This is a genomic window from Paeniglutamicibacter psychrophenolicus (assembly GCF_017876575.1).
Classification (GTDB): Bacteria; Actinomycetota; Actinomycetes; order Actinomycetales; family Micrococcaceae; genus Paeniglutamicibacter; species Paeniglutamicibacter psychrophenolicus.
Map to the genome: position 1 here is coordinate 3,148,770 of NZ_JAGIOE010000001.1, position 14,542 is coordinate 3,163,311.

Annotated in this window: 15 protein-coding genes; 5 read left to right on the top strand and 10 right to left on the bottom strand. The window is 65.0% G+C overall.

Annotated features, from left to right (window positions below):
* The first annotated feature begins 108 nt into the window (after window positions 1-108).
* On the top strand, window positions 109-345 hold the full coding sequence (locus tag JOF46_RS14315; protein WP_209908138.1) for a hypothetical protein: 237 nt from the start codon (window positions 109-111) through the stop codon (window positions 343-345).
* Window positions 346-423: 78 nt separating this feature from the next.
* Here the strand turns inward: JOF46_RS14315 and JOF46_RS14320 are convergent, their stop codons facing one another.
* The 6 genes from JOF46_RS14320 to JOF46_RS14345 all read right to left on the bottom strand — a co-directional run bounded on the left by JOF46_RS14320 (window position 424) and on the right by JOF46_RS14345 (window position 8,373).
* Window positions 424-1,461: an AarF/UbiB family protein gene (locus JOF46_RS14320; RefSeq protein WP_209908139.1), complete on the bottom strand. Its 1,038-nt coding sequence runs from the start codon at window positions 1,459-1,461 to the stop codon at window positions 424-426.
* 196 nt (window positions 1,462-1,657) lie between these two features.
* Complete coding sequence (locus JOF46_RS14325; RefSeq protein WP_209908140.1) at window positions 1,658-2,509, bottom strand: class I SAM-dependent methyltransferase; 852 nt, start codon at window positions 2,507-2,509, stop codon at window positions 1,658-1,660.
* A gap of 259 nt (window positions 2,510-2,768) precedes the next feature.
* On the bottom strand, window positions 2,769-3,311 hold the full coding sequence (locus JOF46_RS14330; RefSeq protein ID WP_342592459.1) for a GNAT family N-acetyltransferase: 543 nt from the start codon (window positions 3,309-3,311) through the stop codon (window positions 2,769-2,771).
* A gap of 161 nt (window positions 3,312-3,472) precedes the next feature.
* Window positions 3,473-4,594 carry a zinc-binding dehydrogenase gene (locus JOF46_RS14335; RefSeq protein ID WP_209911931.1) on the bottom strand — a complete coding sequence of 374 codons (1,122 nt, stop codon included), beginning with the start codon at window positions 4,592-4,594 and terminating at the stop codon, window positions 3,473-3,475.
* Complete coding sequence (locus JOF46_RS14340; RefSeq protein ID WP_245348138.1) at window positions 4,594-5,376, bottom strand: SDR family NAD(P)-dependent oxidoreductase; 783 nt, start codon at window positions 5,374-5,376, stop codon at window positions 4,594-4,596. Before JOF46_RS14340 ends, JOF46_RS14335 begins: the two co-directional genes overlap by 1 nt.
* Window positions 5,377-5,484: 108 nt before the next feature.
* Entirely contained in the window at window positions 5,485-8,373 is a 2,889-nt protein-coding gene (locus JOF46_RS14345) for an FAD-binding and (Fe-S)-binding domain-containing protein (protein WP_425355060.1), read from the bottom strand.
* Between the two features lie 132 nt (window positions 8,374-8,505).
* On the opposite strand from JOF46_RS14345, the gene JOF46_RS14350 reads away from it, so the two are divergent.
* Both JOF46_RS14350 and JOF46_RS14355 read left to right on the top strand, forming a co-directional pair.
* Entirely contained in the window at window positions 8,506-9,234 is a 729-nt protein-coding gene (locus tag JOF46_RS14350) for a GntR family transcriptional regulator (RefSeq protein WP_209908143.1), read from the top strand.
* Window positions 9,235-9,273: 39 nt separating this feature from the next.
* A complete protein-coding gene (locus JOF46_RS14355; RefSeq protein WP_209908145.1) occupies window positions 9,274-9,573 on the top strand; it encodes a hypothetical protein in 300 nt (99 codons plus the stop codon).
* 22 nt (window positions 9,574-9,595) lie between these two features.
* Here the strand turns inward: JOF46_RS14355 and JOF46_RS14360 are convergent, their stop codons facing one another.
* Entirely contained in the window at window positions 9,596-10,333 is a 738-nt protein-coding gene (locus tag JOF46_RS14360; protein WP_209908148.1) for a lipoate--protein ligase family protein, read from the bottom strand.
* Window positions 10,334-10,370: 37 nt separating this feature from the next.
* On the opposite strand from JOF46_RS14360, the gene JOF46_RS14365 reads away from it, so the two are divergent.
* Window positions 10,371-10,988 carry a uridine kinase gene (locus JOF46_RS14365; protein WP_209911935.1) on the top strand — a complete coding sequence of 206 codons (618 nt, stop codon included), beginning with the start codon at window positions 10,371-10,373 and terminating at the stop codon, window positions 10,986-10,988.
* A gap of 3 nt (window positions 10,989-10,991) precedes the next feature.
* On the opposite strand, the gene JOF46_RS14370 is transcribed toward JOF46_RS14365, so the two are convergent.
* From JOF46_RS14370 to JOF46_RS14380, 3 genes are all read right to left on the bottom strand, one after another.
* Window positions 10,992-11,243, bottom strand: a complete 252-nt coding sequence (locus JOF46_RS14370; RefSeq protein ID WP_209908150.1) for a hypothetical protein — start codon at window positions 11,241-11,243, stop codon at window positions 10,992-10,994.
* Between the two features lie 97 nt (window positions 11,244-11,340).
* Window positions 11,341-12,561 (bottom strand): sensor histidine kinase, encoded by a 1,221-nt coding sequence (locus JOF46_RS14375; RefSeq protein WP_209908152.1) that lies wholly within the window; start codon window positions 12,559-12,561, stop codon window positions 11,341-11,343.
* 164 nt (window positions 12,562-12,725) lie between these two features.
* Window positions 12,726-13,481 (bottom strand): response regulator, encoded by a 756-nt coding sequence (locus tag JOF46_RS14380; protein ID WP_209908154.1) that lies wholly within the window; start codon window positions 13,479-13,481, stop codon window positions 12,726-12,728.
* Window positions 13,482-13,807: 326 nt separating this feature from the next.
* On the opposite strand from JOF46_RS14380, the gene JOF46_RS14385 reads away from it, so the two are divergent.
* The gene (locus tag JOF46_RS14385; RefSeq protein WP_209908156.1) at window positions 13,808-14,479 is read left to right on the top strand and encodes a hypothetical protein; all 672 of its coding nucleotides are present in this window, start codon (window positions 13,808-13,810) and stop codon (window positions 14,477-14,479) included.
* Window positions 14,480-14,542 lie beyond the last annotated feature (63 nt).

Genomic DNA, 14,542 nt, shown 5'->3' on the forward strand with positions numbered 1-14,542 from the left:
GGCGGCGAAGGCACGATTCCCGTGTTTTCGCCGCCCACACCCTTCTTCAAGGAACAGGCAACCGTCGCGCTTGGTGCCTTCACCCAACCAACGAAAAGGACACAGGCAATGGACCTGATCATCACGTGGGCCATTTTTTGTGGACTCGCGGTGGTTATTATCCATTCCATCAGGACGGAACGGCCGGCCCGCCCGGAGCCTGCACACCGTGGCGGAAAGCCACTGCCTCGCAACCGCATCGCGCGAGTGTTCGCCTCCTTCCAGGTCATGGCCTGGTGCTTGATCCTCTGCGCGGTGGCGTTCCTCATCTCGGCCGTCATCGGGACCGCCGAGGCATTGTTCTGACCGGAATCCGCGGGTTCGTGCCCGAATCCTGGATGCTGGAAAACCAGCAAACGCCTTTGACTTGGGATGGCAAAGCCTTCAAATTCTCAGCTCACCGCTCGTGCCGTTGTATCGCGTAGCGGACGCATCCTGCATGAGAAGGCCGAACATCTCGGTGATGTACACAGCTACATGCGCATGCCGGGCAATCAGGTCGGCACCTTCGCCGAGCGCAACGCGTACCGGGTCCAGTGCCGGCGTGGCAGGGTCGGCGGCGGCAGCACGCAACAATTCCATCCGCTGCGGACCGGAGGCATAACCCAGTTCGAAAAGCACCCAGTGGAACAGGTGCATCAGGGCTGTATCACGGTCAAAACCGGAATGCTCGGCCATGGACACTTTTTCCTCCGGGGTGAGCTCGAACCCGCGGTAAAGCCCCAGGCCGAAGTCGGTGAACAGCAGCCTGCCCTCGTGCACGAGGATGTTGCCCGGATGCACATCGAAGTGCTGGAACCCTTGGGTCTCCATCCATGCGGTGGCTTCCATGACCTGGGCGACCACGTCGGCGAAGACTGTCGCCCCGGTTCCGGTGGCCAGGCTCCTGCGCAGCCAGGCGCCCAGGGTCTCCGGCACATACTCAAGGAAGAGCACCATGGTCTTGGTCGCGTCCTTCATCGCGGTGAGTTGCCGCCGGACCTCGGGCCAATGCATCCCCCACTGGCGTTGCGGTACATCACCGTCAAATTCATGCAAGTCCGATTCGCACGTCAGGTCAACGACCCTCCACCCCAGCAAAAGCGGGAAGAAGTCCGCTGCTCCATCGTGGACCCACCCGGTGGTCACATGGTGTGCCGCCAGTTCCCGCCCGACTCCGTGGGTGGGGCTTCCTATCCCGTAGTGGCTGACAAAGGGAAGCCGGAGGCGGATTGCAGTGGAGGTCGGATCCGCCTCTTCAAGGCTGGTCAGCGGGAGCTGTTTCACAAACACGGTCATTGCACCGATGCGGGCTGCCTTGGTGGTTCCCCCAATGCCTACGCCAACGGGCTCGGCAGTTTCCAGGAGCCGCCGCACACCGGCATCGTCGAGGCTTGCAAGCACGTCGGAGAGCCTGCGCGCCTTGTCAATACGTGTCGTCATCACTTCACCCTACGACCTGGCCTCTGCCGCGCTCGGCATATCGGTGCTCGGGCCCCGAGTAGCCGAAGCGATCGAGGCAGCTGCGCCAAGGTGGAGGCTCCTGTCGCCTTGGACCTCGACACGGTCATTGTGCGCGGCGATGAAGGTCCTCGCACCAATCGCACCTTGGTGCCCGGCTTCGTCCATCCTGCTTCGCCTAGGCACCCGTTTTCCGGGCGATGACGGTGTAGCTGCAAGGCACAAGATCACGCTCGGATTCCGGCCATGCGTAGCCGTCGGGCACCTCAACCATCCGGGGACTGAACTTCCACGGCAGCGACTTGTCCTCGTCGAAGCGAAGGATCTGCAGCCCGGCACCGATCAGTGCGTTGAGGATATCGGCGATGGGGTGTGCCCATTGAAAGGTTCGAGGGTGGGCCACCTTGCCCTCCCCGACATAGGTGGACTCGTCGTCCCAAATCTGTGCCCGGCCGTTGCCAAAGTATGGGTAGCGAAGCCGTAGCCCGTCGGCATGCTCATCAATGGCATAGAGGGAAGGGTGCCCATCGCGGATGTAAAACGTCCCGTCGGTCCGCAGGAGACCGGCTATTTGGGTTGCCCAGCGGTCCAGATCCGGAAGCCACGTGATGGTTCCGATGCTGGTGTAAACGAGGTCGAAGTCGCCGTCGACGGCGGCTCGGGCGTCAAGGACGTCGGTTTCCACCCAGGTGGTCTCGAGGCCCAGCCGATCTGCCAGCCCTGCGGCAGATTCCAGGGCGGAGGGGGAGAAATCGACGCCGGTGACCCTTGCCCCTGCCCGGGCCAAGGACAGCGTGTCCGTGCCGATGTGGCACTGCAGATGGCACACATCCAAGCCCGAGACCGTGCCGCCCGGGAGGAATGGAGCAAGTGCCCTCAGGTCGGTTCTGATGACTCCGGTCAGGTGGTCGGGATCATCCAGGTCACTGACCGCGTATGCCGTTTCGTGCAGGGGAACCCGGTCTTCCCAATTCTCGCGATTGCTCGTGCGTGCGGATTCCCAATCGATCTCAATTCGGCTGTCGCTCATGGAAGTCGAGTCTATGCAGAAGACCTGCGTAGTTGATAGTCGTTTCCTTCGGGCGCTTGGCCCCAAATACAGGCCCACGCCTCCTCAACCAGGCACCCCTGGCGTACTGCATGGGACCATGGGTGGCGCATCTGCCCACTCAACCTGTTTGCCGCGCAGAGCTGGCCTCTTCTTGGAGAAACCTCCGGCCAGCGTTCTGCGTACGGATAGCCAACGACCGCGTGGGCGGCCCTGGACTCATGGACAGGATTTCGGGAGTCTAGTCATGCAGGAGGACTTGGTAAAGGTTGTGGTCCTGCCACGTTCCGGCAATTTGCAAATATCGCGGAGCCATCCCGATCTGCCGGAATCCCGCCTTCAACAGCACCCTCTGTGAGCCGACGTTGTGCAGGAGAGTGCTTGCTTCCATGCGGTGCAAGCCAAGTTTTGCACGTGCGGTTTCAACGATCACCTGGACCCCGGCTGTTGCCAGACCGCGGCCCGCGTACTCGCTGTCCACCCAGTAACCCAGCCCCGCGCTTTGGAATGGTCCACGCACGATTCCGGCCACGTTGAATCGGCCTACCAGGGTATCGCCTGCAAACAATGCCAGCGGATACCCTTCCCCGGCCTCGGTCGCGGCAAGGCGCCTGGCAATATCGGCGGCCTGCCACACCTCGGTGTAGTACTCCCGGGGACGCACGGGTTCCCAGGAAGAAAGGTACTCGCGGTTGCGCACATAGGCAGCGGCAAGCGCTGCGGCATCGGCCGGGCGCAGGATCCGCATATTGACTTCTTCACTAAGCTGGCATGTTTCAAACACGAGTCAAGAATACTGCCGCCATCGATGCCGACGGCGATACGTAAACGGCTGGAGCACCACATGGCACCGAAACCAACGGGGCACCGCCCCGCCAGGGATCCCCTGGCGGACCCCCGGCGAATTCCGGACGAGCATGGGCCGCCGGCACAGCCGCTGCCGGGCTACGGCACCAACAGCCGGCGGATGACCCTGCCCTCGGCCAGCGCGTCCAACGCCTCGTTGATCTGGTCCAGCGGGCGGGTGTCGGTGTGCAGCAGATGCACCGGAAGCCGGCCCTCGCGCCAGGCCTGGACGAAGAAGGCAATGTCCTCGGCCGGGCGGGCGTCCCCCATGTAGGACCCCAGCAGTCGTTTTCCCGCACCGGCGAAACCCAGCGCCGGCACGGTCAGCTGCGCCTCCGGGTGGGGCAGCCCGACGCAGACCACCGCCCCGCCGCGGGTCAGCACACCCAGCGCCTCGCCGATCACTGCCGCGGAGCCGGAAGCCTCGATCGCGACGTCGACCCCGTCGCCGGTGGCCTCGGCGACCAGGGCCCGGGCCTGTTCGGGCGTCCCGACGGCGGTGGCCCCGCAGGCCAGCGCCAGGGCGTGCTTGTCCGTGTTCGGGTCGATGGCGATGATGCTGCCTGCGCCCTGGAGCACCGCGCCCATGACGGCCGCCAGCCCCACGGCACCCAGGCCGTAGACGATCACCGATTGGCCCGCCGCGAGCTGCGCGGTGTGGCGGATCGCGCCGATGCCGGTAAGCACGGCGCACCCGAACATGGCCGCCACCTCGTCGGGCACGTCCTCGTCGATGGGCACCAGTGACTCGGCGGCCACCACTGCGTGGCTGGCAAAGGCCGAGACGCCCAGGTGGTGGTTGATCCGCTCCCTGCGTGGCCCGCGCAGAAGTGCCGGGCCGTGCAGCAGGTCCCCGTCGGTGTTGCTGACCGCGGCCCTGTGGCACAGCGCCGGGCGCCCTGCCGCACAGGCCCGGCAATCCCCGCAGCTGGGCACGAAGACCAGCACGACCTTGGCACCGACCTGCAGGTGCGTCACTCCCTCGCCCAGGCTGGCGACCCTGCCAACGGCCTCGTGGCCCAGGGCCATGGGCAGCGGCCGGGGCCGGGAGCCGTTGATGACCGAGAGGTCCGAGTGGCACAGCGAGGAGAAGGTGATGTCCACCCCGACCTCCCCGGCGCGCGGGTGCGGGGTGGCCAGCTCCTCGATGGCCAGCGGACGGCTGTCGGAGTAGGGAACGGTCCCGCCGGCGGGCAGCTCGCGCAGGATCGCGGCGCGCATCACGCGTTCCACCCGCCGTCGAGCACGTAGGAGGCACCGGTGACCATGGCGGCCTGCTCCGAGGCCAGGAAGGCGACGAGCGTGGCGACCTCGTGCGGCTCGATGAGCCGCTTGATCGCGTTCTTGGTGAGCATGACGGTTTCCAGCACGGCGTCCTCGTTGATCCCGTGGGTGGCGGCCTGGTCCTTGAGCTGCCCCTCGACCATGGCGGTGCGCACGTAGCCGGGGTTCACGCAATTGCTCGTGACCCCGTGCGGTCCGCCCTCCCGGGCGGTGGCCTTGGAGAATCCTTCCAGCCCGTGCTTGGCCGCCACGTAGGCCGACTTGAATTCGGAGGCGCGCAGGCCGTGGATGGAGGAAATGTTGATGATGCGCCCGTGGCCCTGCCGGTACATGTGCGGCAGCGCGGCGCGGGTGAGCAGGAACGGGACCTCGAGCATCAGGGTGAGGATCCGGCGGAAGGCTGCGGGCTCGAAGTCCTGGATCGGGGCGATGGCTTGCACCCCGGCGTTGTTGATGAGCACGTCCACCTCCAGCCGCAGCGATTCGAGCGCCGTGGTGTCAAGGAAGTCCACTTCCCACGCTTCGCCGTTTACCTCGCTCGCCACCGCATTGGCCGCGGCCCCGTCGCGGTCGGCAACGATCAGGTGCGCACCCTGGCCGGCAAGCGTGCGGGCCATGGCCGCGCCCAGTCCCCCGGCACCTCCGGTGACCAGGACGCGTTTGCCGGCAAGACCGGTGACCAGCGGCGGATAGTGGGTGGGTGCCGGCATCTCGGCCATGTCGTGTACCTCCGGGGTCGGGCAATGCTCGGTGCATTAGGCCGAGTATTGCCCGGTCCCTCCCGCCACGCAATGCCCACCCGCGCACAGGGCGTGTGCGTGCGGCGTTCAGGGCTCCAGGCGTGCGGCGGCGAGCACCTGTGCCAGGTGCATGCCGCTGGCGTCGGTGCCCTCGGATATCTGGGTGCGGCAGGAAAACCCGTCGGCCAGCACCATGTCCCCCTCGGAGCGCCCGCGGATCGCCGGGAAGAGCTCGCGCTCGCCGAGGGAGCGGGAGAGCTCGGCGTGCCCGGGTTCGAATCCCCAGTTCCCGGCCAGCCCGCAGCATCCGGTGGCGATCTCGCGCTCATCAATGCCGAGGCCGGCAAGCACCTTCGCGGTTCCGGAGTGGTCTCCCAGCGAGCGTTCGTGGCAGTGCACCTGCGACACCGCCCCGGCATCCAAGGCACCAAAGGGCCAGGCGGCACCGGGCTTGCCGTCTGCCGGCAGGTGCCTGGCGACCAGGTCGCCGAAGGGCACCACGGCAGCGGCCAGCGCGGCTGCGCGCGGGTCGTCGGGGACCAGTTCGGTGATTTCGTGTCCCAGCATCACGGTGCAGGAGGGCTCCAGCCCGATGACCGGGTAGCCGGCATCCAGCAGCGGTTCCATGACCTTGAGCGTGTGGCGGATGACCTTGCGGGCAGCATCCAGTTGCCCGGTGGAGTGCCAGGTGAGCCCGCAGCAGACGAATCCGTCGGGGATGATGACGTTGTAGCCCAGGGCCTCGAGCACCTCGACGGCGGCCTTTCCGGGGCCGGTGTCCAGGTGGTTGTTGAAGGAGTCGGGCCACAGCACCACGGTGGAGCCGGAGGTTGCATTGGGTCTCGGCCGTTTGGAGAACCACCGCTGCAGGGACTCGGGTGCGAAGGTGATCATGGTGCGGGTAGGTTCGATTCCGCCAAGCTTCTTCACCAGCTTCTCCACCGGCGTGCAGCGCAGCAACGCGTTGGTGGCGCTGGCCGCCCCGGGTATCGCATGCAGGACCCGCGTCAGGATCGGCAGCCAGCCCATGGTGTAGTGGGCCATGGGGCGCAGCCGCTTGGCGTAGAAGCGGTGCAGGAACTCCGACTTGTAGGTGGCCATGTCCACGTTGACCGGGCACTCGGAGGCACAGGCCTTGCAGGACAGGCACAAGTCCAGTGCCTCCTTGACTTCCTCGGAGCGGTAGGCAGAGGGCAGGGATTCGCCGCGGAACATCTCCGAAAGCACCCGGGCCCGCCCGCGGGTGGAGTGCACCTCGTCGCCGGTCGCTTGGAAGGAGGGGCACATCGCACCCTCGTCGGAGCGGCACAGCCCCACCCCGACGCAGCGGTTCACGCCGTTGAGCAGCGATCCCTTGTCCCGGGAGAGCGCATGGACGGGAGAGAGCTCGAAGGTGCGCTGCCCGGGCCCCGGGCGCAGCCGGTCATCGATCCGCTCGGGGTCGATGAGCACCCCGGGGTTGAACAGCCCGGTGGGGTCGAAGATGTTCTTGAAGTCCCTGAAGGCGCCCATCGCGGCCCCGCTGTACATGGTGCCCAGCAGTTCGGAGCGGGCGCGGCCGTCCCCGTGTTCCCCGGAGAGCGATCCGCCGTAGCGGGCCACGGTGTGTGCGGCGGCCTCCATGAAGGAGCGGAAGACCGCCACGCCTTCCTCGGTGCCCAGGGTGAAGGAAATGCGCACGTGCACGCAACCCTCTCCGAAGTGGCCGAAGGGGATGCCGCGCAGGCCGTGCGTCTCCATCAACGCGTAGAGGTCGCGCAGGTAGTCGGCCAGGTGCTCCGGCGGAACCGCCGAGTCCTCCCAGGAGGGCCAGGCCTCCCCGCCATCAGGCAGCCGGGTCACGATGCCGGCGGCCGCCTCGCGGATCCGCCACAGCGTGCGGGCCGCCGCGGGGTCGGTGACGACCGCCGCGTCAATGGCGGTGACCGAGTCGGCGGCCAGGCATTCGTTGGCCAATGCCTCGGCAATGGCCCGTGCAGCATCGGGGGTGTCCCCGGCGGTTTCGCAGAACAGCCAGCCGCCTGCCCGCTGGATCGACCCGTAGGGTCCGCCCATGCCCGGAAGGTCGGACCCCGCCAGCTCCTGTCCGGGGCGCGAGCGCAGGGCGTCGAGCAGGTCCCCGCCCATGCCCTCGGCGGTGGTGATGCCGGGGCGGCGCATGGTGGCAGCGGCGGCCGCGGCGTCGAAGACCGTTGCGAAGGCGAGCACGGCCAGGGCCGTGGCCTTGGGCTTTTGAACCAGCTTCACGGTGAGCTCGGTGATGATTCCGCAGGTTCCCTCGGTCCCGGCGAAGGCACGGGCGGCGTTGAACCCGTTTTCCGGCAGCAAGTGGTGCAGCCCGTAGCCGGAAACCTGGCGGGGGAAGCGGCCGAGCTCGGTGCGCAGCGTGGACAGGTTCGCGTCGCGCAGCTTCTTCAGCGCCACATCCAGCTCATGGTCGTCTGTTCCGTTGGCGCCCAGGGTGACGGTGGATCCGTCGGCGAACATGACCTTGATGGATTCGACGTTGTCCGCCGCGGTGCCCCAGGCCAGGGAATGGGAGCCGCAGGCGTTGTTCGCGACCATGCCGCCGACGGTGCAGCGGCTGTGGGTGGAGGGATCGGGCCCGTAGGTCAGCCCGAATTCCGCCGCCGCGTCGCGGAGCTTGTCGCACACGACCCCTGGCTGGATGCGCGCGGTGCGGGCCACCGGGTCGATCGACAGGATCTTGTTGAAGTAGCGCGAGGTGTCCAGCACCAGGCCCTCGCCGATCGCGTTGCCCGCCACCGAGGTTCCGCCGCCTCGGCTGGTCACGCCCAACCCCTCGGAGCGTGCGTAGGCCAGGGCAAGGGCGATGTCCGCCTCGCTGCGAACCTCCAGCACCGCGGCCGGGACGCGCCTGAAGATCGAGGCGTCCGAGACATATGCGGCTCGCGTTCCCATGTCGGTGCGCAAGCGCGAACGCATCTCGGCGGCCGCATCAACCGTGGTGGGCATGGTTTCCATGGGAAGGACCTCTCTTCGGGGGCAAGTGAAGCCAGAGTAACATGTTACGTGCAAACGGCGATATGGTTGCTGCCAGAAGCTCCCATCCCCCCTCCGGTGCCCGAAAAATGAGAGAATCAGAACATGACTAGTCCCGATTCGCGCACCTTGCCCCAACGCGGGCAGTCCCTGACCGACCAGGTCATGAACCACGTGCGCCACGCCGTGGTCACCGGGGAGATGGAAGTTGGACGGCTCTACAGCGTCTACCAGCTCGCCGAGCAGCTGGGCATCTCGCGCTCACCGGTCCGCGACGGACTGCTGCGCCTGGAAGAGGCCGGCCTGATCGAATTCTCGCGCAACCGCGGATTCCGGATCATCCCCACCAGCCCGCACGACGTGGCGGAAATCTTCTCGCTGCGCCTGGCCCTCGAGGTGCCGGCCGCACTGCGCGCTGCCCATGCCAGCACCCCGGCACTGGCCGCCACGTTCAACAACCTCGAGGCCCGCATGCGCTCGGCCGCCGAACGCGAGTCCCTTGACGAGTTCTTCGACCTGGACCAGCAGGTGCACGACACCATCCTGAGTGCCGCGGGCTCCAACCGCGGCCGCGGCATCGTGAACCGGCTGCGCGATTCCACCCGGCTGCTGGGGGTCTCCACGGCAGGGAAGGAACGCTCGCTCACCGAGATCCTGGGCGAACACGCTCCCGTCATCGAGGCCATCAACGCCGGCAAGGGCCAGGAGGCAGCCGCAGCCATGCGCGAACACCTCACCCGCACCGGGCGGCTGCTGGTGTCCCAGGCCATCACCGCCCAGCACCTCGACCTTGACCCCGACGAGCTCTGGCGGGATTTCACAACCGGTTACTGACCAGCACATATCCGCTTTGGCCATGGCATACTGATGCCCATGGACGACACCACTCCCAGGCCGCAAAAACCAGCACGCGCACCGCGGACCAGGCTCCCGGCCCTCGCCGGAATCCTCGCTGCGCTCTTCCTGCTCGCGGGCATCCTGGTCTTCGCTCTCGGCCCCCGGGAGGACGCCTCGTTTGGCTGGTTCTCCTATGCCCCGTTGAGCGATACCGTGTTCGTTCCGGGCATGCACTTCTTGACCACGGCGCAGATCCTCGGCTGGCTCCTGCTCGCCCTGGCTGCCTGCGCGGCAACATTCTGGGCCGGACTCAAAGCCGGCCGCCGCTCCCGCTGACAGGCCTTGGTTCGGGCCCTGCCTAGGGTTCGACCAGTTCGGCGTGCCGACCGTATTCGGAAAGCAGGTCCTTGGTGAAGGCCTCCGTGCTGTAGCCGGGAAGCAGGTCGTCGGCCGCGCCGACCGTGGACGGGTCCATCTCGATCCCCATAGCCCGGTAAACCGAATCCAGCACCGCGCGGATGGGCGCCGAATCCTCGATGACAAACACGCTGGAAAACAGCCAGGCCCCCGACACCACCCGTTGGGCGGTGCCCACAAGCTTGATGGGGTTCCGCGCCCTGGACCCCACGCCGGGCACCCCGTGGACGCTGTAGTCACCGGCGCAGTATTCCCCGGGAATCTCCCCCACCCGCGCATCGATCCCCGAGGTGCGCAGGGCATCGGCATAGAGCTTGCCCAGAACCTTGAAGCGGTGCTGGTGGCCCATCATGGCATCGGTGGCCGGCTCGACGTGGTCCACGATCACCGTGCCCGAGTGGTAGGCCGCAGCCCGTCCCCCGGCCTTGCGCACCACCGGGGCAAAACCCCGCTCCAGGGATTCCGCCACGGCCCGGCCGTACCCCGCCAGCCGCACATCGCGCTGCCCGAAGGCCACCGTCGGGTTCGGGCGGTAGAGCCGCAGCGTCGCCGGCAAGCTGCCCTCGCGCACTGCGTTCAGCAGCGTGATTCCGGCCATCAGATCCGCCTCCGCGTCGCCCGTCGGGTCCTCGACGCATACGTGAAGGGCGTGGTCGGCATCGGGATTCCAAAGACTCATGGGCACGATTCTAGGTCCGGATGCCCGGCAGGGAATAATGGGTGTCGTGCCGAAACAACAAACGCCCCTGATATTGCTCGGAGGGGCCTCCGGATCCGGAAAATCCTACCTGGCCCACCGCTTCGGCCGGCCCCACGTGGAGCTGGACAACTTCTACCGGGAGATCTCCGAGCACACACCGGCAACGCCGTTGCCGCAGACCGGATACGGGGAAATCGACTGGGACCATCCGGGCACCTGGAATTGCGAGAAGGCCGTCGATGCATTGATTGAATTGCTGGAATCCGGGCAGACCCAGGTCCCCAACTATTCGATCAGCACCTCCAGCTACGACGGGACGCGCGGGATCGAACTCAATGGCGGCCCGCTGCTGTCCGAGGGGATCTTCGTGTCCGAGATCCTGGCACCGCTGCAGCGCCTCGGCGTCGACGTCCGGGCCTACTACATCGATGTTTCGCCGGTATCCACGGCCATGCGCCGCTTCGTGCGCGACGTCAAGGAGCGGCGCAAGCCGCTGGGGTTCCTGCTTAAGCGCGGGTACGCCCTGTTCCGTGCCGACCGGCAAATCCGCGGCAGGCACCTGTCCGCCGGGTTCACCCCGATGAGGAAGAAGGCCGTCAAGGCGATGCTCGCGTCGTTGGCCAGAGATATGTAGCCGTCAAGAGGCGTAGAAAAGCCCCAGATCCATTTCGTGCTCGACCAGCTCGGCAATGAACCGGGCCAGGTGGCCCTCGGGCAGCCACTCGTCCAGGGACGGAGAAAACAGCATCACCGCATTCGGCCCAAAGTCCTTGAACCGCATTTTCGCCCCGCCGTTCAGGTCGATCCGGATATCTGCCGACCCCTCCAGCCGCCCCATCAGGAGCTCGCCAAACAACCCATCCTGCGGCAGCGAAGAACCGGTATCCATGCCCCTAATTATCCCGGTTTTGCCGCAGATTCCGGGTTAATCCTCCGGCGTTTTAAGGATTCCCCGAAACACCGTTTCCGACTACTGACCCACGCACCTAGGGCGACGATGGAAGGTGAGCGTTCAGGAAGAACCCGCTATCTCTCGGCCCCCATTTGATGCTCCCACCGGCGATTTCCACTCTCGCTTTGAGCCCGATGAGCCCATACCCTGTGCCGCCGGCAGAAGGACTTTCTGACTTTCCGGATCCATCATCGGAAATGTTGAGAGTCAGCGAGTCAGGTTCCCACTGAAGCTCAATCAGCGCGTTCGTTCCAGGTCCGGCGTGCTTGGCAATGTTCGTCAGCGACTCCTGCACCACCCGGTAAGCCGCGTGGCCTACGCTGGCGTCAAGCTTCCAGGCCTGTCCCGTTTCCTTTACGTCCACGTGCACCCCCGCTGACCGGACAGGCTTGAGCAGCCATTCAAGGTCTCTAAGGGTCGGCAGCGGGCTTTGCTGTTCTTCGTTTGCCTTCTCACCGTGAAGCTTCAACAGTTTCAAAAGACGGGCAAGTTCCTGCGTCGCCTCGGTGCCAACGGACTCGATAACATCCAGAGCTTGGGCGGCACGTTGGGGATCCGAATCAATCACTTTGCGTCCACCGGCGGCGTGCAGCGTCATCACGGTCACGGCATGGGAGACGATATCATGCAATTCCGCGGCGACATGCGCGCGTTCCTCGGCTATCGCGGCTTCAGCCCTGCGTTGCTCTTCTTCCAATGAACTAATGCGAAGGCGGTTTCGAGCAATAAAACGGCCGAAGGCCCAGGCCCCTCCCAGCCACACGGCTCCGGTACCGATGAACCAGAGATCATCCGAAAAGGTTCTGCCTCGTGACGAAACCAGGACGGGAACGGCGATTGCGATAACACAGGCAGCCAGGGAATGCCGCATCGACCGATCCGATGCCACTGCGGACAGCGCCACCAGGACTGCCATTACAGGCATGTACGGAACACGGAAAATTTCTGAGAAATTGAAATAGTTCGGAGTTAAGAAAATCTCGAAGAGCGCTTGATGTAGCAAAAGCCCGGCAAAAACCATCATCGGGGCGCGGTGCCGCCATAGGAGGGCAACAGATCCGCACGCCACGTAAACAAGAGCTACTCCGGTCAGGACTCCAGAGAGTGAACCAGCGGTAGCCGGGAAAAAGCTGGCTAGCTCGATGGAGAATGCCAATACGACGACGACGAAATCGGCCCTTGTGAAGACAAATGACCGATGCACCGCCGCCGGACCATGGCGCGCCACCTTGGTTACCGGATATTTTCGGACCATTGCCCACCTCACAACGAGTTGCCAGACAAAGACTTTGTCTCTATCACCAGTCTGCCCCCAGGCACAGGTGCTCGTCATCCACCTTCCGCATGTCAGTGGCATACATCTGCGGGTTTAGCCGGGACCACGATAGTCATCGGGGACAGCCGCCCAGGCAGGAATGTTCAGCCACGCCCGTCCGGCTTGACCAGGCCCAACCGGTACGCCACCGCTACAGCCTGCGCGCGGTCCGCCACTCCAAGTTTCATGAGGATACGGTGCACGTGCGTTTTCACGGTCGCCTCACTCATAAATAGCTTTCCGGCGACGTCGGCGTTGTTCATTCCGCGAGCAATCGCGGCGAGCACTTCCCGTTCACGACGTGTCAGCATATCCAGCTCTGCAGGGGTGGGGAGAAGAGGCTCCGGTCTGTTGGAAAATTCCTCGAGAAGCTTATGGGTGACGCTCGGGTCAAGCCAGCCCGCTCCCCCGGCGAGGGCACGGATGGCGGATGCCAGGATGCGTGGCGCAGAGTTCTTAAGGATGAAGCCAGAAGCGCCGGCACGGAGGGCGGCATGGACGGCTTCATCTTCGTTGAAGGTGGTGAGTATCAGCACCGGTATCGCTTCCCTGCCCCCGGCATTGAACGCTTCGGAAGTGAGAATGCGGGTCGCCGTGACGCCGTCCATGATGGGCATACGAACATCCATCACCACGACATCGGGCTGAAGTCCCGCGACCATTTCCACACCTGCACGGCCGTCGCCAGCCTCCCCGACGACGACCATGTCGGGCTCAGACTCCAACAGCAAGGCAAGTCCCGCCCTGATCAGGGTTTCGTCGTCGACAAGGACAACCCGCAAACGGCCCTCTGATTCACCGGCCGTCAACGCGGCACCACCAGCGGCTTCGTGTGTCTTCCATGACTGGACAATATCCATTCTGAAGCCGGAAAGCCATGGACAAACTCATCGAACGGATCGACCGGATCGACCAGCGCTACACCCTGCGACGTAGTCAATGACCGCGCAGCATCCCCTACTGACGTACATCGGAATGGCAACCGTGGGTAGACGCGCTCCAGGCCCCCGGTGATCAACACTGATAGCTATCAATTCCATGAAAGAAAGATCATGGACGAGAGCATCGGAGGAGTCATCATGCATCAGATTTTCAAGCAGGCCGCAAGTGTGGCCACGTACGCGGGTCCATCGACGTCAGCGTTGAACAATGCGCTTGGAGCACTATGTCCTAACCGGGAGGAGCCATGAAAACCATAGATAGGGTGGGAGCGTTTAGCGGAGCGGCATTCGTGTTGGTGGTCAATATTAGTAGCGCGTTGGTGGGTGAGGGTTCCAGCGGTGCGGATTCCCGCGGGCAGCGAGTTCTGGACGAGCAGCAGCGATTCGCCGCGAATCCGTGGACGGCTGTGGCCTTTGCCATGATATTCCTCGCGTTGGCGGCCTTCATGATGTTTGTTGGTTACTTGTGCTCTCGGGTGTGGAAAGCCGGGTGGCTCGCGACCACGGCCCTCATCGGAGGGACCCTCTCGATGCTGGCGTATCTCACCTCCGCGGCAATTGTGATGACCATATTCGTCCTCCGGGCCGACATGTCACCGGAACTCGCCCGGGCTCTGGAAGACCTTGATGGGGCAGGACATATGATGCAGCTGCTGACCTTGGGAGTGTTCGTGCTATTCGCTTCTGGCGCAGCATTGGTGACCCACACGCTCGGCCGGGTGCTGAGCTGGGCCGGCATGGCGATCGGTGCCACAAACATTGTCGTGCTCGCCGCAACCGGGTTAGCGACGAACGAGGAATTCTTCGCTTGGCCGTTTCTGCTGGTCCTGCTGTGGATGGTTGTGATCAGCCTTCGACTCGGCTTCGCCCGAAACCGGGATACGGCGCCTGCTGCCGTCGCAGCAACGGCAGGTTGAGGTCTCGGACGAAGGGTTCGAGGTGTCAGGCGGCCGACGCCTTGTCGGCCGCCTGACCGGCCC